The organism is uncultured Gordonia sp. (assembly GCF_937858515.1).
Lineage (GTDB): Bacteria > Actinomycetota > Actinomycetes > Mycobacteriales > Mycobacteriaceae > Gordonia.
In genome coordinates this window covers 1-25,157 of record NZ_CALLZT010000110.1, presented here as the reverse complement: position 1 = coordinate 25,157, position 25,157 = coordinate 1, and the positions used below count along the sequence as shown (strand labels likewise).

Here is a 25,157-nt window from a genome sequence, read left to right as displayed (position 1 = left end):
GTCCGGAGAATACGTTCGCCCTGCTCACAGGTCCTTAGTCGACTTGTGGCCGTCCCGTTATCGAGCTGTTATGTGATGAACATCACACCAGGATTCGTGGGTGTCAGCCGCCCGCGAACGGTGGCAGGACGTCGAGCGAGCGGCATGCGCCCAGCGCGGCGGACCGGTCGCAGAACGCGATCTCGTCCCGCAGATACGAGCAGCGCGCCAGTACGCGACGCAGTCCGTCGTTGCCGTCGGACAGCAGATCCTCCAGCTCGCCGAGCGTGTCGGCAGGGTCGATGTCGACGACGGTCGACTCGGCACCGGCCGCCGCGCGGGCGGCGGCGAAGTACCGGACGGTCAGCCGCATCGCCTCAACCGCCTATCGCCGACATCGGCCGGTCGGGCTGGTGGAAACCGGGGTCGTTGACGCCGTGGCCGGCGGCCTTCGCCCAGGTATTGGCGCGCCAAGCCGCGGTGATCGCGGCGTCGGTCTCCTCGGACGTGCGAGCACCGGAGCGCAGTATCGGACGCAGGTCGGTCTCGGAGTCGGCGAACAGGCAGTTGCGGATCATCCCGTCGGCGGTGAGCCGGGTCCGGTCGCAGTCGCCGCAGAACGGCCGGGTGATCGAGGCGATCACGCCGATCCGGGCCGGTTCGCCGCCGGGCGTGTGGTGGCCCGGGACCATCCACGTGTCGGCGGGGGCGCTGCCGCGGGGCCGGTCGTCGTCGACGAGGGTGAACTCGCTACGCAGGGCGTCCAGGATGTCGTCGGCGGTCACCATCTGCGTTCTGTTCCAGCGATGATCGGCGTCCAGCGGCATCTGCTCGATCACCCGCAGCTGATAGCCGTGGTCGAGGCAGAACCGCGCCAGCTCCGGAAGCCGGGCCAGGTCCTGACGATCGGGGACGACGGCGTTGACCTTGATGGTGCCGAGGCCGGCGCGGCGCGCGGCGGCCAGTCCGTCGACGACGTCGGTCAGCCGTGCCCGGCGGGTGATGCGTGCGAACCGTTCGGGGTCGACGGTGTCGAGTGAGACGTTGATGCGATCGAGGCCGGCCGCCACGAGCCCGTCGATCCGGTGGCGCAGGCCCACACCGTTGGTGGTCAGCGCGATCTCCGGGCGCGGGTACAGCGCGGCGACACCGGCGACGATCGCTTCGAGGTCGCGGCGCAGCAGCGGTTCGCCGCCGGTGAACCGGACACTGCGCACCCCGAGATCGCGCACGGCGACGGCGATGATCCGGACGAACTCGCCCGTGGTCAGCACGGCGTCGTTGTCGAGCCAGTCCAGGCCGTCTGCGGGCATGCAGTAGGTGCAGCGCAGATTGCACCTGTCGGTCACGGAGACCCGCAGGTCACGCACCACCCGGCCAAACCGGTCGATCAGCCCCGGATCCTCGGCGTACACAGGTTCGGCGTTCGCGGCTGCGCGACGACCCTGGCTGTGGCGCCGCTGTGGCAGGCCGAGTGCGGTGACGGTCATCGGCTTGCGGCTACGACCCTGCCGTCACGTCGCCGGCGGTCCGGGACACGAGGGTGCGGAACCCACTGGCGTGGAACACCAGGGGCTCGACGTCCGGGTCGGCGTCGAGTTCGTTGATCCGCAGCAGCACCAGCGTGTGATCGCCGGCCGGGATCTCGTTGTACAGCGTGCACGACAGACTGGCCGCGGCGCCCGGCACGAACACAGCTCCCCGCTCAGTGTGCAGCGGTTCGATACCGGCGAAGCGCAGGTGCGCCGGGCCGGCGAGCTGACGGCACAGCGCCGATTGATCGCTTGCGAACACGCTCACGCCCACCTGCGGCACACCACGTAACCGCGGCCACGTCGTCGACGTGTTCTGTACGCACAGCGACACCAGCGGCGGATCGAGGGAGACGGTGGTGAACGCGCTCGCGGCCATCCCGACCAGTTCGTCGTCGACGCGGCTGCAGATGGCGACGACGCCGGACGGGAAGCAACTGAACGCCCGTCGCAGCACGGCCGAATCCGAGACGGGCGCCAAGGTGGTCAGGTATGGGTCCGGTGTCCCGTTGATTGTCGTCCCGTGGTTCTGTGTCCCGTGGTTCTGTGTCCCGTGGTTCTGTGTCATAGCTCGATCCTCACCGAACCCCACGTGCCGAACGGAATGCAAAAATCAGCCCGATCACAAAGCCGAGGGGTGCGCACATCGTCAGTAGGTAGACGAACGTCGGCGCGGTGGCTCCACCGTCGATGACCGGCGACAGGAACAGCGCGACGATCGCGACGACCCCGACCGCGAAGACGCCGCCTGCGGCGATCAGCCCCGCGGGAGCGCGGGGCGGGCGCTGTGACGAGGAACGCGCCTCGGTGCTGTCGCTGTGCATGGCTCCACCGTAGAACACCGTGAACAGGTGCGGGAGCGTGCGGCGCCCGGTATTGGCGTGACGGGGGATATGGGTGCCCGCTAGACTGATGGGCGACGATGCCCCTTGCTCGATGTCATGGAGCCGAATCTGTGATCGAGCGGGCGCTTTTCAGTGTGTCCGAGTGGTTCGGGCGCAGGTACGTTTCGGACACAGGTGAGGGTGAGCACAGTGCCTACCGGCAAGGTCAAGTGGTACAACGCCGACAAGGGCTTCGGTTTTCTGTCGCAGGAGAGCGGCGAGGACGTGTACGTCCGCGCCGAAGCGCTCCCGGAGGGTGTCGAGGCGCTCAAGACCGGACAGAAGGTGGAGTTCGGGATGGCCGCGGGCCGTCGCGGTCCACAGGCGCTGGCCGTGACCATCCTCGATCCCGCTCCCAGCGTGGCGCGCAATACCCGCGAGGCCGCCCGCAGCCAGGCCCGCAAGGAGACCAAGCGGCACACCCCTGACGAACTGCACGGCATGGTGGCCGACCTGATCACGCTGCTCGAGGGCAAGGTCCAGCCCGATCTGCGCAAGGGCCGCTATCCCGATCGCAAGACGGCGCAACGTATCTCGGAGGTCGTGCGCGCCGTGGCCCGCGAACTGGAGGCCTAGGGTTTTTTCGGGTCGGACTCTTGCTCGTCCGCGGTGGGCCGGGTGTCGGCGGCGATGATGGCCCGCGCCACCGGCACCCCGTCGGCGTCGACCCGGATCGAGGGCAGCTGGATCTCGATCGTGGTGAGGATGTAGTCCGGCCGCGAGTGCAACACCATCGTGTACGTGCTGCCCGACATCCGGATGCCGCCGTCGCGGGTGGGACCGTGCGGGGTCAGGTATTCGGCGACCATGTTCCACGGACGTTCGGCGATCGACGACGGCACCGACAGCACCACCGATTCGCCGACCTCCACCGGCACGCGGGGCACCACCATGTCCTGCATCCGTGCGGGCGTGCACTCGGTCAGGTCGAGCGAGCACCAGCGGGCCGGTTCGATGCGCGTCAATGTGCCGCCCACGGCCAGCGACACCTTCGGCGGCTCGTCGTCGTGGCCGGTGAACCCGTCGGTGAGAAATGCCACGGTGCCGCCGACGATCGCCGCGAAGGCCACGGCCACCACGACGATGATCGCCAATGCCCTGCTGCGGAGCTGTCCGAGAATCACGTCCGGGGTCTTCCTCTTCTGTCAGTATGCGGGGGGTACGGGGTGGTGCCCTGGTGTGGGGGACCGGGGTGTGGGTGACCTGGCTGTGGGGGAGCCGGCCGGGTTCCCGGGGCGGGCCGGGCAATGACCCCGGAGGGCGAAGCATAGTCGGGACGGTTGCCGCCGAAGCCAGGGACCAGCGTCGACCCGCGGGTGGTGAGGATCGTCTGCACCGTCCCGATCGCCGTCACCCCGGCGACCACACCGAAGCCGATCGACAACGTGGTGGGCAGCAGCACGCCGAGCGCGGCCCCGAGCACCCAGCCGAACTGCAACACCGTCTCCGATCGCCCGAACGCCGAGGCCCGGGACTGTTCGGGCAGGCCGTCCTGGATCGTCGAGTCCAGGCATACCTTGCCGATGGCGCTCATTCCGGAGCCGACCAGACCCGCCGCCACCGCGCCGAACAGGTTGCCGAAGATCGCCGCGAGCAGAGCGATGGCACAGCACGAGGTGGTGGCGATGACGATGATCCGGGGCGGGTTCTTCAGCTCGACGCGAGTACCCAGCCCGTTGCCGAGTGCGTTTCCGACGGCTGCCGCCGCACCGACCGCACCGACGGCCGCCAGTTGCATCAGCCCGGACTGCTGGCCCTGCGCCTTGGCGTAGAACGCGATGTAGAGGGTGAGGAAACCGGTGAGGACGCGGATCGTGGCGTTGCCCCAGAGCCCGGCCACCACCGCTCGGCCCAGTGGCTGGCGGATGGTCTGCGCGATGGCACCGGCCACCTGCCTGCCGCGGGCCGCGACGCCTTCGGCACCCTGGGCGAATCCGGCGTCGTCGCGTGGGGGCGCCGACGTGGCCGGTTCACCGTGGTAGGTGAACGTCGTGGGGACCTCGCCCTCGGTCACCTCCACCCAAGCCGGAATCCGCATGCAGTACACGGCGCCTGCGATGCCGAGCGCGCACAGCCACACCAATGCACCCGGCACGTGCGGCGGTAGCGCCTTGGACAGCAGCAGTTCGAACACTGCGGCCACTGCCCCGCCCACGATGGTGCCGAAGATCAGGCCGAAGGTGGTCAGTCGCGAGTTGACGCGCGGCAGGTCGATCGCCGGTGGCACCACTCGGGGGGTCACCGCCGATTTGAGCACGCCGAACGACTTGGACAGCACCATCATCCCCAGCGCGCACGGGTACAGCACCCACGGGTCGTAGTGCAGTTGCCCGGCCTGCGAGTTCCAGTCGCTGTTGGCGATGATCAGCACCGCCAGCAGGGCCCGGAGCCCGAATGTGGTGGCCATCGCGATGCGGCGGCCCCGTTGCAGGCGGTCCAGGACAGGACCGATGAGCGGGGCGATGACCGCGAACGGGGCGATGGTCAGCGCGAGGTACAGCGCGACACTGACCTTGGATTCGCCGGTGGCCGCGGCGAAGAACAGGGTGTTGGCCAGGGCGACGGCCATGGCGGCGTCGACGGCGAAGTTGGTGATCACCGGGATGGTCAGCGCGGTCATGCCCGAGCGGTCGGCGCCGTCGGCGGTGGCCGCCTGATACACCTTGTCGGCGAACAGCCGGGAGAAGTATCTGCCGCGCATCGCCGCGACCCGGGTCACCGTCAGTTTCGAGGGGGCGGCCGGGGTGGTCGACGGTCCGTTGCGGGGCGACTGACCGGGATCGATCCCGGCAGCCGGGTCCTCGCCCGGGTGAGGGCGGACGTGGGGCTTGTCGTACCGGTCGTTCAGGGGTGACAGATGTGGGTTGTGAGTGGGCCGCGGCAGGTAGGCCTGGTCGGCCCGGCCCGCACCCGTCCGGCGGGTATCGCGCCGGGTGTGGTCGGCGGACCGGTCGCCGGGGTAGCCGTCCGGCGGGTAGTTGACGGCGCCCGGATGCTCATCGAGAGGCCGGGTCACCGGGGTGCTGCGGTTGGGCGGCGTCTGGCCGCCCGGTCGCCGGGGACTGCCCGGTAGCGGGTAACTGCCCGAGTTCGACGCCGATCCGGGCCGGGTCGGGCCGGGCTCGTCTGGCCGGGGATGCGGCGGCCGTTCACGTCGATTCACATCGTCGATTGTTCCCTATCGGTGTGTCGCTGTGGGGAGGCGCGGTCGGGCGGCGAGTGGAACGCGGACCCGTCCGTATTGCACACTGGAACAGTGACTCTTCCAAGTGGTGGTGACCGGCTCCTCGACGCTGTTGCTCAGGCACGGGATGCGCTGATCGACGACGGCGCGCAGCCCGGTGCGCATCGGGGTGCCGACGCCGAGGGCCCTTGGGCCGTCGCCCACTACTTCGAGGCTGATCTGGTGGGGTATCGGGGCTGGCAGTGGTGCGTGGTGCTGGCCGGCGCTCCCGGGTCCGAGGAGATCACGGTCAGTGAGATCGCGCTGCTGCCGGGCACCGATTCGCTGCTGGCCCCGGCCTGGGTGCCGTGGAACGAGCGGGTCGTCGCGGGCGATCTCACCCCCGGCGACGTCCTGGCGGCCGAACCCGACGACCCCCGGCTGGTGCCGGGTCAAGTCGATACCGGGGATGAGTTCCGCGCCGAGAGCGAGTCGACCGATCCGGACGATGTCGCGCAGGCCATCGGCGAGCTGGGTCTGGGCCGCAGCAGGCTGCTCAGCCGGGAGGGCCGTGACGACGCGGCGCAGCGCTGGTACGACGGCGAGTTCGGGCCGACGGCCGCGATGGCGCTGGCGGCCAATCATTCGTGCTGCTCGTGCGGCTTCTACGTTCCGTTGTCGGGTGCGTTGCGGGCGGGCTTCGGCGTGTGCGCCAACGAGTACTCGGCCGACGGGCGGGTGGTCTCCGCCGAGTACGGTTGCGGCGCGCATTCGGACATCCCCGCGCCGCGCGGCGCCGGGTCGCCCGCGTTCGAGGCCTATGACGACGGTGCGGTGGAGATCGTGTCCACCGCGGCGCGCCAGGCCGCCATCGAGCAGACCCCGGTCCGCGTCGCCGCAGAGTGAGCGCGGGCGACACGGCCGATCCGTTCGGGCCGGGTTCCGATCCGTTCGGTACCGCGCGGTTGCGTGCGGCGATCTGCGAGTCGTGGCAGGTGTCGCCGACCCGGCTACTCGAGGACAGTGCCGCCGAATCCGATCTGGTATCGGTCGGCTACCGCGACCGGCTGTTCACCGAACTCGCCGCCAACGGTGCCGACGCCGCAGCGGCTGCGGGGGTACCGGGCACCGTCGCGGTCTGGCTGACCGGACGTGAGTTGCACGTGGCCAACACCGGTGAACCGCTGTCGGCGGCGGGGGTGCGTTCGCTGACGGCCCTGAGAGTATCGGCCAAACAGGGAGTATCGGCCAAACAGGGAGTATCGGCCACTCACCCCGACAGCCACATGGACAGCTCAGTGGCCGATCAGCCGCATGGTGCCGGCGGGGATTCGTTGCCGGTGGTCGGCCGGTTCGGCGTCGGGTTCACGGCCACGGCGGCGGTTGCCGACACCGTCGAGATCCGGTCACGTTCGGGTTCGGTGGTCTTCGACCGGGACCGTAGCTGGCAGCAGATCACCGGTCTCGGTGCCGCCGACGGTCTGACGGCCCAACGGGTGCCGTTGCTGCGACTGGCGTGGCCGTCGCAGGTGCCGCCGGCCGACGGCTTCGACACCGAACTCGTGCTGTCGGTGCGTGCCGGGCTCGACCCTGCGGCGCTGATCGCCGGGATGATGTCGGAAGCACCGGATCTGCTGCTCGAACTGTCCGCGCTCGCCCAGATCGACATCGCCGGAACCGGATTCGTCATCGACCGGCGCCCGCATCCGGACGAGCCGGGGGTCGAGGTAGCCACGGTGCGGTCCGCCGGCGGGCGAGAACGTTCGTGGCTGGTGTCCACCGGGCGGAGTGCGGCGTGGCTGGTGGAGCTGGACGCGGCCGGTGCGGCGGTGCCCGCTGACGGCGACGTACTCCGGGCGCCGACCCCTACCGACATCGAATTGTCCTTGCCCGCAAGGTGTATCACCGATCTTGTGTTGACACCGGATCGCCGTCGAGTGCATCCGGACGCCGACCTGACCGGGATCGCCGACGGCTACGTGGCGCTGATGCGGGCGCTGCCGCGGGCCGCCCGGCCGGTATTGGTTCCACGAGTAGGGTTGGCGCGCAACGATATCGACGCCGCGTTGACCGGTGCGGTACTCGCCGAGGTGGCGGCGGGCAGCTGGTTGCCCACCGTCGCCGACGGTGACGTATCGCCCCGGCGGGCCGAGGTGTTCGCCGACCTCACCGAGCCGCTCGCCGACGTTCTCGGTGATCTGATGGGTGGCCTTGCGTCCGTGGATATCTCGGGACCGGCCCATCTTCCCGGGTTGCGCGCGGCGGGTGTCGCCGAGATCGGTCTGGCCGATATCGCCGACCGTCTCGCGGGAGCCCAGCGACCCCCGCGGTGGTGGTGGCGGCTCTATGATGCGCTGTCGCCGTTGGTGTCCGGTCCCGACGAGGCCGAGTCGCTCGGTGCGTTGCCGGTGCCACGGGCCGACGGACGACTCAACTTCGGCGCCCGTGGGCTGTTGATCCCGCAGGTATCGGGCACCCGGGCGTCCTGGATCGCCACCCCGGACCGGCAGGCGGTCCATCCGCTCCTGGAACGTCTTGGTGCACAGGTGATCTCGATCGTCGAACTGCTTGACCTGCCGGAGCTGCGGGCCGCCGTGCAGGCGTGCGCCGACGATCCGTACGAGGCCGACACCGACACCGTGGTGGCCGAGGTTCTCGGGGTTCTCGCCGCCGACCCGGACGTCGTCGCCCCCGAATGGCTGGCGGCCCTGCCGTTGCCCGATTCCGGCGGCGAATGGGTGTGCGCCGACGAACTGCTGCTACCGGGCAGCCCGCTCGCACAGGTCCTCGACGAGGACTCGCCGTTCGGCTCCGTCGACCCGGAGTTCGTGGCCGAGCACGGTGTGGCGACACTGCGCAGGCTGGGCGCGGGCTGGGGGTTCCTGATCGTCACCGACGACATGCCGGTGGCCGCCGACCACGATCTGCCCGACGAGGACCTCTGGTGGGACGCGCAGCCGGAGCCGCCGCAGACGTTGCGGGCCGTCCGCGACCTCGACCTCGTCGACCCCGACAGGTGGCCGGCGGCGCTGACGCTGCTGGCGACCGACGGACGCACGGCGCCGCTGCTGTCCGACCGCGACGGCTACACGGCATGGTGGTTGCGCCGCAACGCCGTCGTCGGCGGCCTTCGTCTCGGCGACTATCGGGCGCCCGACGACCCGCGGCTGGCCGGGGTGCTCGACCCGCTCGACCATCCGCATGCCGACCTGTTGGCATCCGCACTCGGCGGCGTCATCGAATCGGCGGCCGACGCGCAGCTGGTGCTCGACCGGCTGGCCGACCCGGCCCGGGCGGTCAGCCCGGGCGTGGCGATCCGCGCCCATGCCGACGTCGTGGCGGCCTGCTCGTCGGGTGTGTTCACCGTCGACGACCTCGACGTGCCGGCGGGGGTGCGCAGAATCGACGGGTCCGCCGGCCGGGACGGCGTCGTCGTCGACCGGCCGTGGCTGGTCGGGGTGACCGAGCCGTCCTCGGCCGTGCTGTGCGGGCTGCCGGTGGATGCCGACGCCGCGGAGTTGCTCGCCGACATCCTCGACATCGGCCTGGCATCGGAGCGTCAGCGGGCCGACGTGGTCGGCGAGGGCACCGCGGCGACGTGGGACGACGGCGCGGCGGTCGCGTTCGCGGCGGCCACCGGCCGGGTGCCGGGCCACGGCGAGGTCAGGGTGCACGGGCGGGTGCGGGTACGCATGCGCGACACCGGCGCCGAGCACACCGTGGCGTGGTGGGTCGACGACCGCGGTATCACCCATCTACCGGCCGCAGCGGGGCTGGTGGGTGGGTCGGTGTCTCAGTCCAGGCCAACCTGAGCGCCCTTGGCGCCCCGGCGTACCGCGCCGCGCTGCACCGTCACGATGACGATGCCGAGCACACCGACGCCGAGCCCCACCAGACACACGGTGAGCGCCCGGTCGGAACCCGCACCGGTGACGGCCACGACGATCGTCGCCACGAGCCAGGCCACCATTCCGGCGACGATCACGGGCCCCGGAGCGCGCAGCTTTTCCGGCAGTTCGGGGATCTCTGTGGACTCGGGGGAGTCGGGTGCGACGGCCATGGGTTCAGGGTAACTTTCTGCTGTGGCTGACTCGTCTGCGCTCGGCGCCCCGACACCGGCAGGGTCCGGTACCGGCGCTCTCAACAGGTTCTTCAAGATCAGTGAACGGGGGTCGACGCTGAGCCGCGAGGTCCGCGGCGGTCTTGTCACCTTCTTCACGATGGCCTACATCGTGGTGCTCAACCCGATCATCATCGGCGGTGAGCACAACACCGACGCCAATGGGCACTTCCTGCAACTAGATCAGGTAGCCGCGGTCACCGCGCTGGTCGCGGGCGTCATGTCGATCATCTTCGGCATCGTCGCGAACTATCCGTTCGCGCTGGCCGCGGGTCTGGGCATCAACAGCCTGCTCGCGGTGACCATCGCCCCGCAGATGTCGTGGCCGGCGGCGATGGGCCTGGTGGTGATCGACGGCATCATCATCGTCGTGCTGGCGGCCACCGGATTCCGCACTGCCGTGTTCAACGCCGTGCCGACCGAACTCAAGGCGGCGATCGCGGCCGGTATCGGGTGTTTCATCGCATTCGTCGGGATGGTCGACGCCGGATTCGTCCACCGTGTTCCCGACGCCGCCAACACGACGGTGCCCGTGCAGTTGGGCACGGAGGGCAATTCGATCGCCACGGTGCCGACGCTGATCTTCGTCGTCGGCGTGCTGCTGATGGCCGCGCTGGTGGTGTGGCGGGTTCCCGGCGGCCTGCTGCTGGGCATCGCGATCATGACCGTGGTGTCGGTGGTCGTCGAGTCGGTGTTCGACTTCGGGTCCGGGGCCACGGAGAAGGGCGGCTGGAGTCTGTCGGTTCCTTCGATCCCCGACAGCGTGGGCGGTCTGCCGGATCTGAGTCTGGTCGGCGAGGTCGATCTGTTCGGGGCGTTCAGTCAGATCTCGGTGTTCGCCGCGTGTGCGCTGGTGTTCGCGCTGGTGCTGTCGAACTTCTTCGACGCCATGGGCACGATGACCGGGCTCGGGCAGGAGGCGGGCCTCGCCGACAAGGACGGCGCCCTGCCGGGTATCGGCCGGGCGTTGATCGTCGAGGGCTCGGGCGCGGTGGTCGGCGGTGCGGCGTCGGCCTCGTCCAACACGGTTTTCGTCGAGTCCGCGTCGGGTATCGCCGAGGGCGCGCGCACCGGACTCGCCAATGTCGTCACCGGTGCTCTGTTCCTCGTGGCGATGTTCTTGACACCGATTTACAGCATCATTCCGCTTGAGGCGGTGGCGCCGTCACTCGTTGTGGTGGGTGGAATGATGATTTCTCAGGTGCGCAATATAGACTTCACACGGTTCGACATTGCGCTGCCATGTTTCCTGACGATCGTGACGATGCCGTTCACCTATTCGATCGCCAACGGAATCGGTGTCGGATTTGTCAGCTGGGTGGTGCTGGCGGCCGCGTCGGGCAAGGCGAAAGCGGTGCATCCGCTGCTGTGGCTGGTGGCGGCGGTGTTCGTGCTTTACTTTGTCCGCGAACCAATCTCAAATCTTTTCGATTAGCAATCACCCGTACGGACTACAAGTTTGTGGCGTGTCGTGGGTCCTTGGTCCCTTATCTGGGCTAAATACCCACCCGGCCTGATTCTTTAATACGTTGCATCCACGTTGTCGATTAGTCTGTCAGCGTGAACGAGATTTACGATGTCGACCGGTTGCCGGGCGATCTGTCGTTGGTTGTGGTCAGGCTGGCTCGTCGCCTGCGGGGCCGTCGCGGAGCCAAGTCCGTGTCCCTGACCCAGCTGTCGGCGTTGAGCACCCTGCACCACGAGGGTCCGATGACACCGGGTGCGCTCGCCATGGCCGAACGGGTACAGCCCCCGTCGATGACCCGGGTGATCGCCTCACTGGCCGAGCTCGGCATGGTCAAGAGGGAACCGCACCCGACCGACGGACGGCAGGCCATCGTGTCGCTGGCCGCTCGCGGAGCCGACGCGATCGCCGAAGAACTCGCCGCGCGCGAGGAATGGCTCAGCCGGCGGCTCGCCGAACTCACCACCGAGGAGCGCGACGCGCTGCACCGGGTGGTCGGCATCATGGACAAGATCATCCACAGCGCCGACGACATTGATGAGAACGCGCCCCGCGCGGTGGATGAGATCGCGCCTCGCGCGGTGGACGAGATCGCGCCACGCGCGGCGATGGGTGCGGTCCCGCCGCCGGTACCCGTCATAGTTCCGGTCGCCTGAGATCCGGTCGCCTGACACTCGACCGGCACCCGTGCCGATCGGGCGTCAGACAACCGGCCGATCAGAACCCCGGCCGATCAGATCAGAAGTAGGTGCCCGCGAACGGTGCCCGATCGGTGGCCCACGCCCGATCCAGTGCTGCGGTGATGTCCGGACCGGCCGTCCACAGCCTTCCGGCGGCCGCCATCGCCGACGGTGCGATCGCGCCCAGATAGATCGAACCCAGTACCGCGATATCCATGCGCACATCGGGTTCGGCCGTCGACGGGGCAACCTGTGCGACTCCGTCGGTCACCTGGAGGCCGAACGTGCCCCCGCGGCCACGGAATGGGTCCTCGATGTCGATCACCACGTCGAGATCGCCGCGGTAGCCACGCAGCGTCAGGGCCGCCGGAATGTCGAGAATCCGCAGCCACATCGCGTCGCCACGTGTCTCCCGCGCCACCGGCCGAAGATCGGTCACAGCCAGCGGCAACGGGTCGTCGGTGGGGAGCTGAACGTCCACAGTGCTCACCAGGTCGAGATTGAGCAACACCCGCCATAGTTCGCGATGCGCCTCATCGGTGACCGCGACGAAATCGAAGACATCGGCGCGGACGATGCGGACCGTGCGGGATGCCGCGGGGTCGTCGGCGACGCTGTAGCGCGCATAGCCGTCCTGATGCAACAGTACGTGCACGGCCTCTGTGCTTGGCGCCGGTGTGTCCGTATCCGGGACGATACGGAATATGTTCCGCCATCGGTTCTCGTTCCGATGGACCGCGCCGGGTCGCGTTCGTGCCCACCGGTCATGCAGAACGGGAAGCACTTTCGCGATATCTCCCGGCGCGGCGTAGACGACGGGAGTGGTACCCGAGGTATCGGCCTCCGCCCGTAGCTGAGCCTTCTCGATCTCGATCCGATACGAATCGGTGAACGTGGCCGGGCCGAAACCATAGCGCTCGTAGATGGTCGCCTCCGACGCGATGAGCGCGGCCAACGGATACTCTTCGGACTCCCACTGGTCGAACAGATCACTCATCATCGCCCGCAGGATGCCCCGGCGCCGATGCGTCGAGGCCACCGACACCCAGGTGAGGCCGGCAGCCCGCACGACCGGTTGATCAGGACCGGGCACGGTGATCTGCAAGCGCTCGAAGGTGGCGACGCCGGCCAGCGACTGGCCGGCCGTGATCGCCGGATCTCGCACGACGACTACATCGTCGTTGCCGTACATTCCGCGCACGGAGGCCCGATCGGACTCCGGCATCGGGCCTTGTTGCAGGAAGGCCCGTGCGTCGGCGACGAAGATGTCCGGCCAGTCGTCGTCGGTGGCGCGGCGCAGCTCGAAGGGGAATGCCGGGTTCGAAGTACTCACCACTCCACGGTGTCACAGCATGTCAAGTGGATTTGGCAGACTTGACCGCGTGTCGTTCCCAGATGCCGAGTCCCCAGATACCGAGTCCCCGGACGCCGAATCCGCAGCCGTCGACAGAGCGCTCGTCCCCGACGGTCTCTCGGTGACCGTCGTCGACATCGACGACCCCGGCGACCTGCGCGTCGACGACTTCCGGGACCTGAACTCCGTGGACCGCCGGCCGGATCTGCCCGCACTGCCGGGCGGTCGCGTCGGCAAGGGACTGGTGATCGCCGAAGGGGTGCTGGTCGCGCAGCGGATGATCGCCTCGCGATTCGCGCCGCACGCCTTCCTCGGTGTCGACAAGCGGTTACATGAGCTGGCCGCTGATCTGCGTGACCCGTCGCTGGCCGGGGTGCCGTTCTACCGGGCGAGCGCCGACGTCATGGCGCAGGTCGTCGGGTTCCACCTCAACCGCGGCGTGCTCGCGGTGGCCCGCAGACCGCACGTCCTTGATGTCCCGCACGTCCTTGATGTGGCCGACGTGCTGGTGGGTGCGCGGACCGTCGCGGTGCTCGAAGGCGTCAACGACCACGAGAACATCGGCAGCATCTTCCGCAATGCCGCGGGTCTCGGCGTCGACGCCGTGCTGTTCGGGGCCGGGTGTGCCGACCCCCTGTACCGGCGTTGTGTCCGGGTGTCGATGGGGCATGCGCTGCTCGTGCCGTTCACGGCTTTCACCGACTGGCCGGGTGGGTTGGACATATTGCACGAGAACGGTTTTCAGACGTTGTCGCTGACTCCCGAGCCGTCCTCGCCCGATCTCGCGCGGGCATTGATCGATCCGGCGACCGGCGCGCCGCGGGACAAGGTCGCGTTCCTGGTGGGGGCCGAGGGGCCCGGCCTGACGCGGGCCGCGATGCGGGCCAGTCACATCCGGGCACGTATCCCGATGTCGCGGGGCACCGACTCCCTCAACGTGGCCACCGCCGCCGCCATCGCATTCTACGAACGGGTGAGGGCCGGGCGATGAGTGTCGCGCCACCGCCCGAACCGACACCGTGGGCGCTGGGCCTACTCGTCGCCACCGCGCTGGCGTTGTTCAGCGCCTGTCTGCTCGTGGGGATCAACGACCTCATCGGCGGTATCCGGTGGTGGCTCGGCTGGATCGCGACGGCAGTCGTGGCGGTAGGCATCGCGTGGACGCTGTGGGACCTACGGCTGCGGCCGGTCTGGCGGTGGCTGGTCGCCGGCAGCTACGTGGGACTGCTCGCCGGGCTCGGGGCCGGCGTGGTACTCACCTTCGTTCCGCACTGACTTTCATCCCGAACTGACCGTCATCGCGCACCCGCGCCCGTGACTGTCCTGAAGACCGCTCTCCTGGAGACCGGGCCCCTAGAGACCGGGCCTCTAGAGACCGAAGCCGAAATACTGGCCGATGCGCTTGCCGATGCCGACTCTGGGTGCCCGGACCGAACCCCGCGGCTCCCGCTCCGGCTCCAGCTCCGGCTCGCCGGCCGGTACCACGGCAACCGTGACCGATCGTGCGGGTGCGGCGGTCATGAGGCCGGCCGCCCGGAGGACCGGCGCGAGGGGGGCGGTCACGGGGTCGGCATACACCGAAGTCGGCAGTTGGAGCGCGGGTTGGGAGACGAAGTCCCCTGATCCCATAGGGTCCCCGGACGTCATGGGATCCCCCGATGTCATGAGGTCGGCTGTCATGGGGCCGGCTGTCGCGGGGTCGAATGTCGCGGGGTCGAACGTCATGGGGTCGAACGCAACGGGCACCGGCGCCTGCGATGCGAGCGGGGCCGTCACGATGTCGGAATCATCGGGAACCTGTGTCCGTTGCGGTGGGACGGACGTCACCACATCGTCCTCGGTCGGGACGTAACCGGCCGGATGGATCCGGAAACCGACCACCGGGATCGACTCCGGATCGCTGTCGGTGTCGGCGAGCGGGTGCGTGAAGCGGAAGCCGAGCCAGTCACGGTTGGCCTGCTCGGCGAGTTCCTGGGGGTGGAACGGCAACGCCATCAGCTCCGGCTGGGTGCCTGGCGCATAGTAGATCGGGCATTCGCCCGCCCAGAACGGCCGCTCGAACACGAACGGGATGCCTTCGTCCTGATGGATGTCCACGGGGTCGGCCGCGAACGATCGGCGCAGCGTGCCGTTCTCCCACCGGGCGAAGCAGCCCAGCGCGGTGTCGGGGTCGGTGTGCAGCAAGGTCACCACGGAACTGCGGCGCATGGCCGAGATCGTGCACGTGAGCGTCGACGGGCGGGCGGTGGCGAACCGGGAGGACATGACGACGGCCAGGCCACCGTAGGAGCCGACGTACACCATCGAATCGGGGTCCGATTCGGCAAGCTCAGCGGCTGTGGCCAGGTCTGTCTCGACGGCGGGGACCAGCACCTTGTCGTCGTAGATCGGCGCGACGAGCGCGCCGGCGTCGTCGGCATTGTTGACGAGGCCTTGGCGGATACGGACCGTGGCGTCCGGTGTGTCGATGAACCAGACGGCTGTGGCGCGGGCGGACACGGCTCAGCTGTGCCCGTTGCCGCGGACGCCCAGCAGGACGTCCTCCCAGGCCGGGACCGATGGAGTGCGGGACCTGCGTCGAGGTTTCACAGCGACGTCGTTGCTGTGGGCATCGTCGTGATGGGCGGGGTCCTGATGAGCGGCGTCTTGATGAGCGGTGTCCCGATGGGCGGCGTCGTGACGGTCATCGTCCTGAAGGGCATCGTGCACGGGCTCCTCGTGGTCTTCGGAATCGGTGATGTCGGGTGCCGCACCCCCGGTCACCCCGTCACCGCCCATCGGCCCGGGCTCCGGGCACGCATCGTCGTGTGCGGCGACGTCGGCCACGAGCGGCACGATCGGGGCTGCCGGGTCGGGTGACACCTGCTGCGGTTGATCGGCGAATGCCGCCGGCAGCGTGTCGGGCTGCGCCGACTGCCCGACCACCACCGGCGACAGTCTCGGCCGCGGTGTGATCAGTTCCGGGTGGGTGATCTCGTATGCCGGCTTCTGCTTGGGATCGGTGATGCCGCCGTGCGATCCGGGCCGGTACCGCCAGTGGGCGTAGAAGTCGGTGTGCCCCACCAGCCACATGAGCTGGATGACCCACTCGCCGTCGTCGCCCTTCCAGGCGTCCCAGTCGATTTCGGTGGAGCTGTAACCGAACGCGGAGAATGCCTCGGCGACCGCCTCGGAGAGCGTGGACTTGGACGGGCCGTCCTCCCGGAGCGGATGCGACTGCGCGGCCAACTCGGTGGCGCGTTGCCGTTCGAGCAGCACCGGATGCGCGAAGCGCTCGATCCGTTCGATGGTGACACCGGCGATCGCGGCCACCTCGGCGACGCTCGCACCGCCGCGGATGCGGGCCTGGATCTCGCGCGGCCGCAGCGAACTCTCCATCTCGATCTGGATCTGGCCCAGCCGGGAGAGATCGCCGCGGGCGGCGGCCCGCAGTCGCTCGTCGGCGACGATCGCGAACCGCTCGGTGGTGTCGGGATCCTGGCAGATGACACGTTTGCCGTCGGTGTCGACACCGACGACGCGGAGTTCACGCATCTGCTCCTCCTCCGTGACCCTGAGTACCGGTATGACCCTGAGAACAGGCACCGGGCACAGCCTGAATCAGACCCTAGATCAGACCGCCGGTTTCGATGCCCGATGACACGCGAAAACCCGTTATCCGCCTGCGATGCCAGTGATAGCTGATGCTACAGGTATCGGGCGATGCCAGTGTGGCAGAACGTAACTCTCAGAGCTTGCCGACGACGTGGTCGATGCACCGGGTCAGTGCGGTGATGTCGTCGGGTTCGATCGCCGGGAACATGCCGATGCGCAGTTGGTTGCGGCCCAGCTTGCGGTACGGCTCGGTGTCGACCACGCCATTGGCGCGCAACGCCTTGGCGACGGCCGCCGCGTCGACGTCGTCGGAGAAGTCGATGGTGCCCACGACCTGGCTGCGCAGCGCCGGATCGGGGACGAACGGGGTGGCGTATTCGCTGGCGTCGGCCCAGTCGTACAGGCGCTTGCTGGAGTCGGCGGTACGCGAGACACACCAGTCGAGGCCGCCGTTACCCAGCATCCAGTCGATCTGGTTGCCGAACAGCAGCAGCGACGCCAGCGCCGGGGTGTTGTAGGTCTGGTTCTTGGAGCTGTTGTCCACCGCCGTGGGCAGCGACAGGAACTCGGGCACCCACCGGTCGGTCTGGGCGATCTTCTCGATGCGTTCGAGCGCCTTGGGGCTCATCAGGGCCACCCAGATACCGCCGTCGGCGGCGAAGCATTTCTGCGGGGCGAAGTAGTAGACGTCGGCGTCGGCGACGTTCACCGGCAGACCGCCGGCACCGGAGGTCGCGTCGATGGCCACCAGCGAGTCCTCGGACCCGGCCGGGCGCAGCACCGGCACGGCCACGCCGGTCGACGTCTCGTTGTGGGCCCAGCCGATCAGGTCGGCGCCGCCGAAGTCGTCGGCGGTCAGGGCGGCCGGGTCGGGGGCGGTGCCCGGGTCGGTGGAGATCACCGCGGGTGCGTCGAGGAACGGCGCCTTCTTGGACACGGTGGCGAACTTGGAGCTGAACTCACCGTAGGTCAGGTGCAGCGAGCGACGCTCGATCAGTCCGAACGCGGCAGCGTCCCAGAACGCGGTAGTACCGCCGTTGGACAGCACGACCTCGTAGCCCTCGGGCAGCGAGAACAGCTGGGCCAGGCCTTCGCGGATCGCACCCACCACGTTCTTCACCGGAGCCTGCCGGTGGCTGGTGCCGAACACCGACGACCCCGTGTCGACGAGGTACTGCAACTGCTCGGGACGGACCTTGGACGGTCCGCAGCCGAAACGTCCGTCGGACGGCAGCAGGTCGGCGGGGATGGTGATAGGTGCGGTGGCGGTTTCGCTCATGACGATGCAGTTTACCGGTGTGGCGGGGACCACTTGCTCACGTGGTTCCCCGTCGATGTGGTAAAGCACGACCGATACCTCGCGGCGGGTCGCGACTATGGGCGCGGCACCCAGCCGTCGACGTCCTCGGGGCGGCGCGGACCGGGACCGGTGTAGACGGCCGCGGGCCGTACCAGTTTGCCGAGTTGTTTCTGTTCGAGGATGTGCGCGCACCAGCCGGCGGTGCGTCCGCAGGTGAACATCGCGGGCATCATGTGCGTGGGCACCTCGGCGAAGTCGAGGATCACCGCCGCCCAGAATTCGACGTTGGTCTCGATGGCGCGGTCGGGACGGCGTTCACGCAGTTCGGTGAGCGCGGCCTGTTCGAGGGCGGCGGCCACCTCGTACCGGGGCACGCCGAGTTCTCGTGCGGTGCGGCGCAATACCCGGGCGCGGGGATCCTCGGCCCGGTACACCCGGTGCCCGAATCCCATCAGCTTCTCCTTGCGGTCGAGGATGCCCTTGACCAGCGCGCGGGCATCGCCGGAGCGCTCGACCTCCTCGATCATCGGCAGCACCCGGGCGGGCGCCCCGCCGTGCAGCGGACCTGACATCGCGCCGATCGCCCCCGACAACGACGCCGCGACGTCGGCGCCCGTGGAGGCGATGACGCGGGCGGTGAACGTCGACGCGTTGAGACCGTGTTCGGCGGCGCTGACCCAGTAGGCGTCGATGGCCGCGACATGCCGGGGGTCGGGATCGCCCTGCCATCGGGTCATGAACCGGGCGGTGACGGTGTCGCAGTCGTCGATGATGTGCTGCGGCACCGCCGGCTGATGGATGCCGCGGGCCGACTGCGCCACATAAGACAGCGCCATCACCGAGGCCCGCGCCAGATTGTCGCGGGCGGTGGCGTCGTCGATGTCCAGGAGCGGTCGATAGCCCCAGATCGGGGCCAGCATCGCCAGTGCCGCCTGCACGTCGACGCGGACGTCGCCGGTGTGGATGGGCAGCGGGAACGGTTCGGCCGGGGGCAGGCCGTCGCCGAATTTTCCGTCGACGAGCAGCGCCCACACGTCGGCGAAGGTGACCTTGTTCTCGACGAGGTCCTCGATGTCGACGCCGCGGTAGCGGAGGTTGCCGCCGTCTTTGTCGGGTTCGGCGATATCGGTGGTGAAGGCGACGACGCCCTCGAGTCCGGCGGAAAATCCTTCGGGCACATTCGCGGGCATCGGCCCTCACCTCTTCACGTCGGGGCCTCGCCGCGCGGGCCTGTGCTGATCGCCGGGCTGCGGCGGTGTCACCTGCTCAAGACTGTAGCCACGTCCACCGTCCGGGCGCTCGCGCAGCGGCGGAGGAACCTGCCACTACGTGACCGAAGATCTGCCCGGCGATCGCCGGTACCCCGTCGATCGGCCCGGCGACCGCCGGTACCGTGTCGACCTGTCCAACCTGCGCGTCGGATACGGCGGCGACACCCCCGCCACCCCCGGGGGAGGTTTCCCGGCGGCCGGTGCCGACGGTGTCGGCGAGAAACTCGACCCGGGCTGGTTGCGCGGCGACCCGCCGTGGCTCGAACTGTTCGAGGTGTGGCTGCACGAGGCGCTCGAAGCCCGCATCCCCGAACCCAACGCGATGGTGCTCGGTACCGTCGACGCCGACGGACTGCCCGTCACCCGCACCGTGCTGTGCAAGGGCGCCGACGCCGACGGCATCACCTTCTTCACCGGCTACGACTCGGACAAGGGCCATGACCTGGCCGTCCACCCGCACGCGTCGGTGACGTTCCCGTGGATCGCGCTCGAACGGCAGGTGCACCTGCGGGGACCGGTCGAGAAGGTGAGCGCCGCAGAAACCGCTGAGTACTGGGCCAAACGTCCCCGCGGATCGCAGCTGTCGGCGTCGGCGTCGGAGCAGTCGCGTCCCATCGGCAGCCGCCTCGAACTTGAACGCAAGGCCGCCGACGTGGCTGCGGGCTTCGGTGGATTCGATTCGGGCGCACCGGTTCCGGTGCCCGGGCAGTGGGGCGGGTACCGGATCCGGCCGCGCGTCGTCGAGTTCTGGCAAGGCCGGGCCAACCGGCTGCACAACCGGGTCCGGCTAACCCTCACCGACGACGGCTGGCACGCGCAGCGATTGCAACCGTAGGGGTGGCGCGACTTCTCGCCGACACCGCGCCGCTGAAGGACCTCGACTTCCGGCGGCTGTGGCTGGCCAACATCGTGACGGTGATCGGGGCACAGCTGACCATCGTGGCCGTGCCCGCGCAGATCTACCTGATCACCGGGAGCTCGGCGTACGTCGGGCTGACCGGCGTGTTCGGGCTCGTGCCGCTGGTCGTGTTCGGGTTGTGGGGCGGTGCGCTCGCCGACGCGATGGACCGCCGGATGCTGCTGGTGTGCACCACCGTCGGGCTCATCGGGTGCAGTGCCCTGTTCTGGCTGCAGGCCGCCGCCGGTGTCGAGAACGTGTGGGTGATCCTGGCGCTGTTCTCCGTTCAGCAGGCGTTCTTCGCGGTCAACCAGCCCACGCGGACCGCGATCCTGCCGAGGCTGCTGCCCGCCCGCGAACTGCCCGCGGCACTGAGCCTGTCGATGACGGTCACGCAGGCGGGTGCGATCGCCGGCCCGCTCGTCGGCGGCGCGATGATCCCCGCGCTCGGCTTTCCGCTGCTGTACCTGCTGGACACCATCTTCCTGCTGCCCACCCTGTTCGCGGTGATCCGGCTGCCGTCGATGAAGCCCGACGGCGACGCGCCCAGGGCCGCGGGACTGCGGTCGGTGATCGACGGACTGCGGTATCTGTCACGGGAGAAGATCCTGCTCGCCTCGTTCGTGGTCGACCTGATCGCCATGATCCTGGGTATGCCGCGGGCGCTGTTCCCGCAGATGGCGCACGAGAACTTCGGTGGCCCCGCCGAGGGCGGCTGGGCGTTCGCGCTGCTGTTCGTCGCGATCTCGGCGGGTGCGGTGCTCGGCGGAGTGTTCTCCGGTTGGGTCAGCCACGTGCGGCGGCAGGGTCTGGCCGTGATCGTGTGCATCCTGATCTGGGGTGTCGCGGTGGCCGGTGCCGGTGTGGCCGTGGCGTTCTCGGGGGGTTCGGCGTTGCCGATCCTGCCGGTGGTGCTGGTGCTGCTGATGATCGGTGGTGCCGCCGACATGGCGTCGTCGGCGTTCCGGCAGTCGATCATGCTGGCCGCCGCCAACGACGAGGTGCGCGGCCGGTTGCAGGGCGTGTTCCTGGTGGTGGTGGCGGGTGGTCCACGGATCGCCGACGTCGCGCACGGAGCGGCGGCAGCGTCGGTGGGCGTCGCGTGGGCCACCTCGATGGGCGGGGTGGGCGTCGTGCTGGCCACCCTCGTGGCCGCAGTGCTGATCCCGTCGTTCATCCGGTACCGGGTGGGCGGGCGAGAGTGAACGTCCGTCGTCAGCCGGTGCGGAAGCGGATCAGCGATCCGGCCACCAGCTGCGCCACCGCATCCAGACTGTGCGCCGACAGCACACCGGCCACCGGGTAGCCGCCGGTTACCGGGTGGTCGGCGAGGAAGATCACCGGGTTGCCGGTGGGCGGTACCTGCACCGATCCGTGTGCGATGCCCTCGGAGGCCAACTCTCCCGCGTCCGGGCGATGGTTGGCCGGTGACTGCGCGGTGCCGCCGGGCCGGGCCAGCCGCACCCCCACCCGGTTGCTGTCGGCGCCTACCTCCCACATGCCCGCCGTCAGCGACGCCGGGTCGGCGAGGTGCTCGCGCCGTGGACCGTCGAACAGGGTGACGACGGTGATGCGGTCGCGGTGGGCATCGACCGGCGCCATCGCCACCGCCGGCAGCGCGGCCTGCGGCGGGCCGACGGCCAACACGTCCCCGGCCGCCAGCGGCGGCGGACCGAGCCCGGCCAGCACATCGGTCGATCGGGAACCGAGTACCGCCGGCACGTCGATGCCGCCGCGGACTGCCAGGTAGCTGCGGCAGCCGGTGACCGGAGTACCGATGCTCAGTTCGCCGCCTGCGGGAAGTTCGGTCCGTGCTCCGGTGCCGACGGGCCGCCCGTTCACCATCACCGCACCCACCGCACCGGTCACCGCGACCAGCGCGCGGCCGTCGGTGCGCAGCCGCAACCCGCCCAGCGTCACCTCGATTCCGGCGGTGCCCTCGAAGTTGCCCACGAGACGATTGGCCAGCCGCAGTGCACCGCGGTCGGCGGCGCCCGAGCGGGGTACACCGAGATGGGCGTGGCCGGGGCGACCGAGATCCTGCACAGTGGCGAGCGGGCCGGTGGCCAGGATCTGCAGTCCGGTCATCGCCGATCACCTTCGGCGGCAAACCGCACAAGCGTGCCCGGAGCGAGCAGCGCGGGCCGGTCGGCGGTCTCGTCCCATAGGCGGACGCCGGTGCGGCCCAACAGGTACCAGCCGCCCGGGCTCTGTCTGGGGTAGACGGCGCTGTAGCCGGCGGCAATGGCCACCGAACCCGCCGGTACTCGGGGCCGCGATTCCGGTCGTCGGCCGATCCGGTGGAAAGGGTGCGGTCCGTCAGATGATCCGGCGGTGGGCGTCAGGTAGGCGAAACCCGGTGCGAAGCCCATGAACCGGACCTGCCACAGGGTGCGCCGATGGATGTCGGCGACCTCGCCGGGGCCGGTCCCGATGAGGGCGGCGACGGCGTCGAGGTCGGCGCCGTCATAGACGACGGGGATCGTCACGGTATCGGGTTCGGCGGCCCGACCGGTCGCGGCGGTGGCGGTCCGTAACGCGCGGCGAACCCCGAGATCATCCACACCGGAACCGGATTCGGCCTGCACGAGCAGCGTATGCGCACCCGGCACCAGGTCTGTGATCGTGGGCAGCGCACCCGCCGCCAGAGCCTCGGACAGTGCCCGCCATGCGTGCTCGCCTGCGGCGGCCGGATCGTCGTCGGAACCGAAATCCAGCAGCAGCGCGTCGGGTCCGGCGGGCAGTACACGCATACCGCCGAGGGTAGTGCGCCCGTCGCGCCACCGCCCCGATCCCCACAGGATCACCGCAATCGGCCGCGCGTGGGCCCGGGCGCTGGCACGATGAAAGCAGAACAAACGAGTTGGACGTGCGCGAGAAGGTGGTGTGCGGTGAGCGACGGTCGCAGTCGGCCGTTACAGTTTCCAGGTCGGGTGCGCACCCTCCGTGGGCGTGTGAGCCCGATACCGACTAGGTTGTACCCCATGGTCCTCACCGGGCCACAACAAAATTCACTTCAATGCAAGAAGGGGATCGCGTGTCCGCTGAAACAGTCCCTGCCGACCAGGCAACCGACACGGCCTCCATCACTTACCCCGGTGGACAGCTGCAACTCCCGATCCTCAAGGCAACAGAGGGCACCGACTCCATCGCACTCGGCAAGCTGCTGGCCGAGACGAACCTGACCACCTTCGACGGCGGCTTCGTCAACACGGCTTCCACCAAGTCGGCCATCACCTACATCGACGGCGACGCCGGCATCCTGCGCTACCGCGGCATCCCGATCGACCAGCTCGCCGAGAAGTCGACGTTCATCGAGGTCAGCTACCTGCTGATCTACGGTGAGCTACCCACCCCGGCCCAGCTCGAGGACTTCACCACCAAGATCCAGCGGCACACCCTGCTGCACGAGGACCTCAAGCGCTTCTTCGACGGTTTCCCGCGCAACGCGCACCCGATGCCGGTGCTCTCGAGTGCGGTCAACGCGCTCAGCGCGTACTACCAGGATTCGCTCGACCCGAAGGATCCGGAGCAGGTCGAACTGTCCACCATCCGGCTGCTCGCCAAGCTGCCGACCATCGCCGCGTACGCGCACAAGAAGTCCCAGGGCCAGCCGTTCCTGTACCCGGACAACTCGCTGAGCCTGGTGGAGAACTTCCTGCGGATGACCTTCGGCTTCCCCGCCGAGCCGTACGAGGTCGACCCCAAGGTCGCCAAGGCCCTCGACATGCTGTTCATCCTGCACGCCGACCACGAGCAGAACTGTTCGACGTCCACGGTCCGGCTCGTCGGCTCGTCGCAGGCCAACCTGTTCACCTCCATCTCGGGCGGCATCAACGCCCTGTGGGGCCCGCTGCACGGCGGCGCCAACCAGGCGGTGCTGGAGATGCTCGAGGAGATCAAGCAGTCCGGCGGCGACACCAAGGCCTTCATGGACAAGGTCAAGAACAAAGAAGACGGCGTGAAGCTGATGGGCTTCGGGCACCGCGTGTACAAGAACTACGATCCGCGCGCGGCCATCGTCAAGAAGACCGCCGACACCATCCTCGAATCCCTCGGCGTGCAGGACGACCTGCTCGACATCGCCAAGGGCCTCGAAGAGGTCGCCCTGCACGACGACTACTTCATCTCGCGCAGGCTGTACCCGAACGTCGACTTCTACACCGGCGTCATCTACCGGGCGATGGGCTTCCCGACCCGCATGTTCACCGTGCTGTTCGCGCTCGGCCGGTTGCCCGGCTGGATCGCGCACTGGCGTGAGATGCACGAGGACCCGACCACCAAGATCGGCCGCCCGCGACAGTTGTACACCGGTTACACCGAACGCGACTACGTCGACCTCAGCACCCGATAAGTCACCGACACCACGCGCCGCACCCGGCGCGTGGTGTTCTTTTGCGCGCCGTATTTCGTGCGCCCGCCAACGCGACTCAAAGGAGAGTTTCATGAGCAAACCCGTTGTGGAGTTTCCCGAAGGCCCGGCACCGGCTGAATTGCAGGTCGTCGACCTGGTCGTCGGTGAGGGCGACGAGGCCCGGCCCGGTGGCGTCGTCGACGTCCACTACGTCGGTGTCGAGTACGAGACCGGCGAGGAGTTCGACTCGTCGTGGGATCGTGGCCAGTCCGCGAACTTCCCGCTGCCTCGGCTCATCCCGGGCTGGCAGGAAGGTATCCCCGGCATGAAGGTGGGCGGTCGCCGTCGCCTCACCGTGCCGCCGGCGCTGGCCTACGGTCCGGCGGGCGCCGGGCATCGGCTGTCGGGTAAGACGCTGATCTTCGTGATCGACCTGCTCGGTGTCGGCTGAGCATCCCTGCCCGAACCATCCGGAAAGTCCGTGCGCTCAGGTGCACGGACTTTCTGCTGGTACGCCCGGCATGGGCATTCGCTTGGAGGTGGAAGTCCTCTGGAGGGGAAGG

At 69.0% G+C, this 25,157-nt stretch carries 24 protein-coding genes and 1 pseudogene; 11 read left to right on the top strand and 14 right to left on the bottom strand.

Annotated elements, in window-relative coordinates:
* Nucleotides 1-103: 103 nt before the first annotated feature.
* Genes Q0627_RS10115 through Q0627_RS10100 form a run of 4 tightly spaced genes read right to left on the bottom strand, consistent with a single transcriptional unit; the run spans nucleotide 104 to nucleotide 2,335 of the window.
* Nucleotides 104-352 carry a MoaD/ThiS family protein gene (locus Q0627_RS10115; RefSeq protein ID WP_291014969.1) on the bottom strand — a complete coding sequence of 83 codons (249 nt, stop codon included), beginning with the start codon at nucleotides 350-352 and terminating at the stop codon, nucleotides 104-106.
* 4 nt (nucleotides 353-356) lie between these two features.
* The gene (moaA, locus tag Q0627_RS10110) at nucleotides 357-1,469 is read right to left on the bottom strand and encodes a GTP 3',8-cyclase MoaA (RefSeq protein ID WP_291014972.1); all 1,113 of its coding nucleotides are present in this window, start codon (nucleotides 1,467-1,469) and stop codon (nucleotides 357-359) included.
* Nucleotides 1,470-1,479: 10 nt separating this feature from the next.
* Nucleotides 1,480-2,079, bottom strand: coding sequence for a flavin reductase family protein (locus Q0627_RS10105; protein ID WP_291014975.1), 600 nt, complete (start codon nucleotides 2,077-2,079; stop codon nucleotides 1,480-1,482).
* 10 nt (nucleotides 2,080-2,089) lie between these two features.
* Nucleotides 2,090-2,335 carry a hypothetical protein gene (locus Q0627_RS10100; protein WP_291014977.1) on the bottom strand — a complete coding sequence of 82 codons (246 nt, stop codon included), beginning with the start codon at nucleotides 2,333-2,335 and terminating at the stop codon, nucleotides 2,090-2,092.
* Nucleotides 2,336-2,545: 210 nt separating this feature from the next.
* Between Q0627_RS10100 and Q0627_RS10095 the strand changes: the two genes are divergently transcribed.
* Nucleotides 2,546-2,971, top strand: a complete 426-nt coding sequence (locus Q0627_RS10095; RefSeq protein ID WP_291015026.1) for a cold-shock protein — start codon at nucleotides 2,546-2,548, stop codon at nucleotides 2,969-2,971.
* Here Q0627_RS10095 and Q0627_RS10090 read toward each other — a convergent pair.
* Nucleotides 2,968-3,519, bottom strand: coding sequence for a DUF2771 family protein (locus Q0627_RS10090; protein ID WP_291014979.1), 552 nt, complete (start codon nucleotides 3,517-3,519; stop codon nucleotides 2,968-2,970). The two genes, Q0627_RS10095 and Q0627_RS10090, sit on opposite strands and share 4 nt — an antisense overlap.
* On the bottom strand, nucleotides 3,516-5,558 hold the full coding sequence (locus tag Q0627_RS10085; protein WP_298809451.1) for an MFS transporter: 2,043 nt from the start codon (nucleotides 5,556-5,558) through the stop codon (nucleotides 3,516-3,518). The genes Q0627_RS10090 and Q0627_RS10085 overlap by 4 nt, the downstream gene beginning before the upstream one ends.
* Nucleotides 5,559-5,651: 93 nt before the next feature.
* On the opposite strand from Q0627_RS10085, the gene Q0627_RS10080 reads away from it, so the two are divergent.
* On the top strand, nucleotides 5,652-6,464 hold the full coding sequence (locus Q0627_RS10080) for a DUF3027 domain-containing protein (protein ID WP_291014984.1): 813 nt from the start codon (nucleotides 5,652-5,654) through the stop codon (nucleotides 6,462-6,464).
* Nucleotides 6,461-9,370: a hypothetical protein gene (locus tag Q0627_RS10075; RefSeq protein WP_298809449.1), complete on the top strand. Its 2,910-nt coding sequence runs from the start codon at nucleotides 6,461-6,463 to the stop codon at nucleotides 9,368-9,370. Before Q0627_RS10080 ends, Q0627_RS10075 begins: the two co-directional genes overlap by 4 nt.
* Here the strand turns inward: Q0627_RS10075 and Q0627_RS10070 are convergent.
* Nucleotides 9,352-9,618 (bottom strand): DUF2530 domain-containing protein, encoded by a 267-nt coding sequence (locus tag Q0627_RS10070; protein ID WP_291014989.1) that lies wholly within the window; start codon nucleotides 9,616-9,618, stop codon nucleotides 9,352-9,354. The genes Q0627_RS10075 and Q0627_RS10070 overlap by 19 nt on opposite strands.
* Nucleotides 9,619-9,640: 22 nt before the next feature.
* Here Q0627_RS10070 and Q0627_RS10065 point away from each other — a divergent pair, with 22 nt between their 5' ends.
* Together Q0627_RS10065 and Q0627_RS10060 are read left to right on the top strand one after the other, a co-directional pair.
* The gene (locus tag Q0627_RS10065; protein WP_291014991.1) at nucleotides 9,641-11,113 is read left to right on the top strand and encodes an NCS2 family permease; all 1,473 of its coding nucleotides are present in this window, start codon (nucleotides 9,641-9,643) and stop codon (nucleotides 11,111-11,113) included.
* A 125-nt stretch (nucleotides 11,114-11,238) separates the two neighbouring features.
* Nucleotides 11,239-11,661 (top strand): annotated as a pseudogene (locus tag Q0627_RS10060) (MarR family transcriptional regulator); the annotation flags it as partial.
* Between the two features lie 220 nt (nucleotides 11,662-11,881).
* On the opposite strand, the gene Q0627_RS10055 reads toward Q0627_RS10060, so the two are convergent.
* Nucleotides 11,882-13,156 (bottom strand): GNAT family N-acetyltransferase, encoded by a 1,275-nt coding sequence (locus Q0627_RS10055; protein WP_324388331.1) that lies wholly within the window; start codon nucleotides 13,154-13,156, stop codon nucleotides 11,882-11,884.
* A gap of 142 nt (nucleotides 13,157-13,298) precedes the next feature.
* Here Q0627_RS10055 and Q0627_RS10050 point away from each other — a divergent pair, with 142 nt between their 5' ends.
* Together Q0627_RS10050 and Q0627_RS10045 are read left to right on the top strand one after the other, a co-directional pair.
* Entirely contained in the window at nucleotides 13,299-14,168 is an 870-nt protein-coding gene (locus Q0627_RS10050; protein ID WP_298809493.1) for an RNA methyltransferase, read from the top strand.
* Nucleotides 14,165-14,452: a DUF2537 domain-containing protein gene (locus Q0627_RS10045; protein ID WP_291014994.1), complete on the top strand. Its 288-nt coding sequence runs from the start codon at nucleotides 14,165-14,167 to the stop codon at nucleotides 14,450-14,452. The genes Q0627_RS10050 and Q0627_RS10045 overlap by 4 nt, the downstream gene beginning before the upstream one ends.
* Nucleotides 14,453-14,545: 93 nt before the next feature.
* Here Q0627_RS10045 and Q0627_RS10040 read toward each other — a convergent pair whose 3' ends face one another.
* The 4 genes from Q0627_RS10040 to Q0627_RS10025 all read right to left on the bottom strand — a co-directional run bounded on the left by Q0627_RS10040 (nucleotide 14,546) and on the right by Q0627_RS10025 (nucleotide 19,261).
* On the bottom strand, nucleotides 14,546-15,676 hold the full coding sequence (locus Q0627_RS10040) for a DUF6928 family protein (RefSeq protein ID WP_291014996.1): 1,131 nt from the start codon (nucleotides 15,674-15,676) through the stop codon (nucleotides 14,546-14,548).
* 3 nt (nucleotides 15,677-15,679) lie between these two features.
* Nucleotides 15,680-16,711, bottom strand: coding sequence for a septation protein SepH (gene sepH / locus Q0627_RS10035; RefSeq protein WP_298809441.1), 1,032 nt, complete (start codon nucleotides 16,709-16,711; stop codon nucleotides 15,680-15,682).
* 193 nt (nucleotides 16,712-16,904) lie between these two features.
* Nucleotides 16,905-18,050, bottom strand: a complete 1,146-nt coding sequence (gene serC / locus Q0627_RS10030) for a phosphoserine transaminase (RefSeq protein WP_298809438.1) — start codon at nucleotides 18,048-18,050, stop codon at nucleotides 16,905-16,907.
* Nucleotides 18,051-18,145: 95 nt separating this feature from the next.
* On the bottom strand, nucleotides 18,146-19,261 hold the full coding sequence (locus Q0627_RS10025; RefSeq protein ID WP_291015005.1) for a citrate synthase 2: 1,116 nt from the start codon (nucleotides 19,259-19,261) through the stop codon (nucleotides 18,146-18,148).
* A 151-nt stretch (nucleotides 19,262-19,412) separates the two neighbouring features.
* On the opposite strand from Q0627_RS10025, the gene pdxH reads away from it, so the two are divergent.
* Together pdxH and Q0627_RS10015 are read left to right on the top strand one after the other, a co-directional pair.
* Nucleotides 19,413-20,177: a pyridoxamine 5'-phosphate oxidase gene (gene pdxH / locus Q0627_RS10020; protein WP_298809490.1), complete on the top strand. Its 765-nt coding sequence runs from the start codon at nucleotides 19,413-19,415 to the stop codon at nucleotides 20,175-20,177.
* A gap of 2 nt (nucleotides 20,178-20,179) precedes the next feature.
* The gene (locus Q0627_RS10015) at nucleotides 20,180-21,445 is read left to right on the top strand and encodes an MFS transporter (protein ID WP_291015008.1); all 1,266 of its coding nucleotides are present in this window, start codon (nucleotides 20,180-20,182) and stop codon (nucleotides 21,443-21,445) included.
* Between the two features lie 10 nt (nucleotides 21,446-21,455).
* On the opposite strand, the gene Q0627_RS10010 is transcribed toward Q0627_RS10015, so the two are convergent.
* Together Q0627_RS10010 and Q0627_RS10005 are read right to left on the bottom strand one after the other, a co-directional pair.
* Entirely contained in the window at nucleotides 21,456-22,328 is an 873-nt protein-coding gene (locus tag Q0627_RS10010) for a biotin-dependent carboxyltransferase family protein (protein WP_291015010.1), read from the bottom strand.
* A complete protein-coding gene (locus tag Q0627_RS10005; protein WP_291015012.1) occupies nucleotides 22,325-22,993 on the bottom strand; it encodes an allophanate hydrolase subunit 1 in 669 nt (222 codons plus the stop codon). Before Q0627_RS10005 ends, Q0627_RS10010 begins: the two co-directional genes overlap by 4 nt.
* Nucleotides 22,994-23,277: 284 nt before the next feature.
* On the opposite strand from Q0627_RS10005, the gene Q0627_RS10000 reads away from it, so the two are divergent.
* Both Q0627_RS10000 and Q0627_RS09995 read left to right on the top strand, forming a co-directional pair.
* Nucleotides 23,278-24,594, top strand: coding sequence for a citrate synthase (locus Q0627_RS10000; protein ID WP_291015015.1), 1,317 nt, complete (start codon nucleotides 23,278-23,280; stop codon nucleotides 24,592-24,594).
* 91 nt (nucleotides 24,595-24,685) lie between these two features.
* Nucleotides 24,686-25,045, top strand: a complete 360-nt coding sequence (locus Q0627_RS09995) for an FKBP-type peptidyl-prolyl cis-trans isomerase (RefSeq protein ID WP_291015018.1) — start codon at nucleotides 24,686-24,688, stop codon at nucleotides 25,043-25,045.
* The last annotated feature ends 112 nt before the right edge of the window (nucleotides 25,046-25,157 follow it).

Coding starts and splice junctions, on each gene's coding strand:
- Q0627_RS10115 (WP_291014969.1), bottom strand. CDS start 352: ATGCGGCTGACCGTCCGGTACTTCGCCGCCGCCCGCGCGGCGGCCGGT.
- moaA (WP_291014972.1), bottom strand. CDS start 1,469: ATGACCGTCACCGCACTCGGCCTGCCACAGCGGCGCCACAGCCAGGGT.
- Q0627_RS10105 (WP_291014975.1), bottom strand. CDS start 2,079: ATGACACAGAACCACGGGACACAGAACCACGGGACACAGAACCACGGG.
- Q0627_RS10100 (WP_291014977.1), bottom strand. CDS start 2,335: ATGCACAGCGACAGCACCGAGGCGCGTTCCTCGTCACAGCGCCCGCCC.
- Q0627_RS10070 (WP_291014989.1), bottom strand. CDS start 9,618: ATGGCCGTCGCACCCGACTCCCCCGAGTCCACAGAGATCCCCGAACTG.
- Q0627_RS10045 (WP_291014994.1), top strand. CDS start 14,165: ATGAGTGTCGCGCCACCGCCCGAACCGACACCGTGGGCGCTGGGCCTA.
- sepH (WP_298809441.1), bottom strand. CDS start 16,711: ATGCGTGAACTCCGCGTCGTCGGTGTCGACACCGACGGCAAACGTGTC.
- serC (WP_298809438.1), bottom strand. CDS start 18,050: ATGAGCGAAACCGCCACCGCACCTATCACCATCCCCGCCGACCTGCTG.
- Q0627_RS10025 (WP_291015005.1), bottom strand. CDS start 19,261: ATGCCCGCGAATGTGCCCGAAGGATTTTCCGCCGGACTCGAGGGCGTC.
- Q0627_RS10010 (WP_291015010.1), bottom strand. CDS start 22,328: ATGACCGGACTGCAGATCCTGGCCACCGGCCCGCTCGCCACTGTGCAG.
- Q0627_RS10005 (WP_291015012.1), bottom strand. CDS start 22,993: ATGCGTGTACTGCCCGCCGGACCCGACGCGCTGCTGCTGGATTTCGGT.
- Q0627_RS09995 (WP_291015018.1), top strand. CDS start 24,686: ATGAGCAAACCCGTTGTGGAGTTTCCCGAAGGCCCGGCACCGGCTGAA.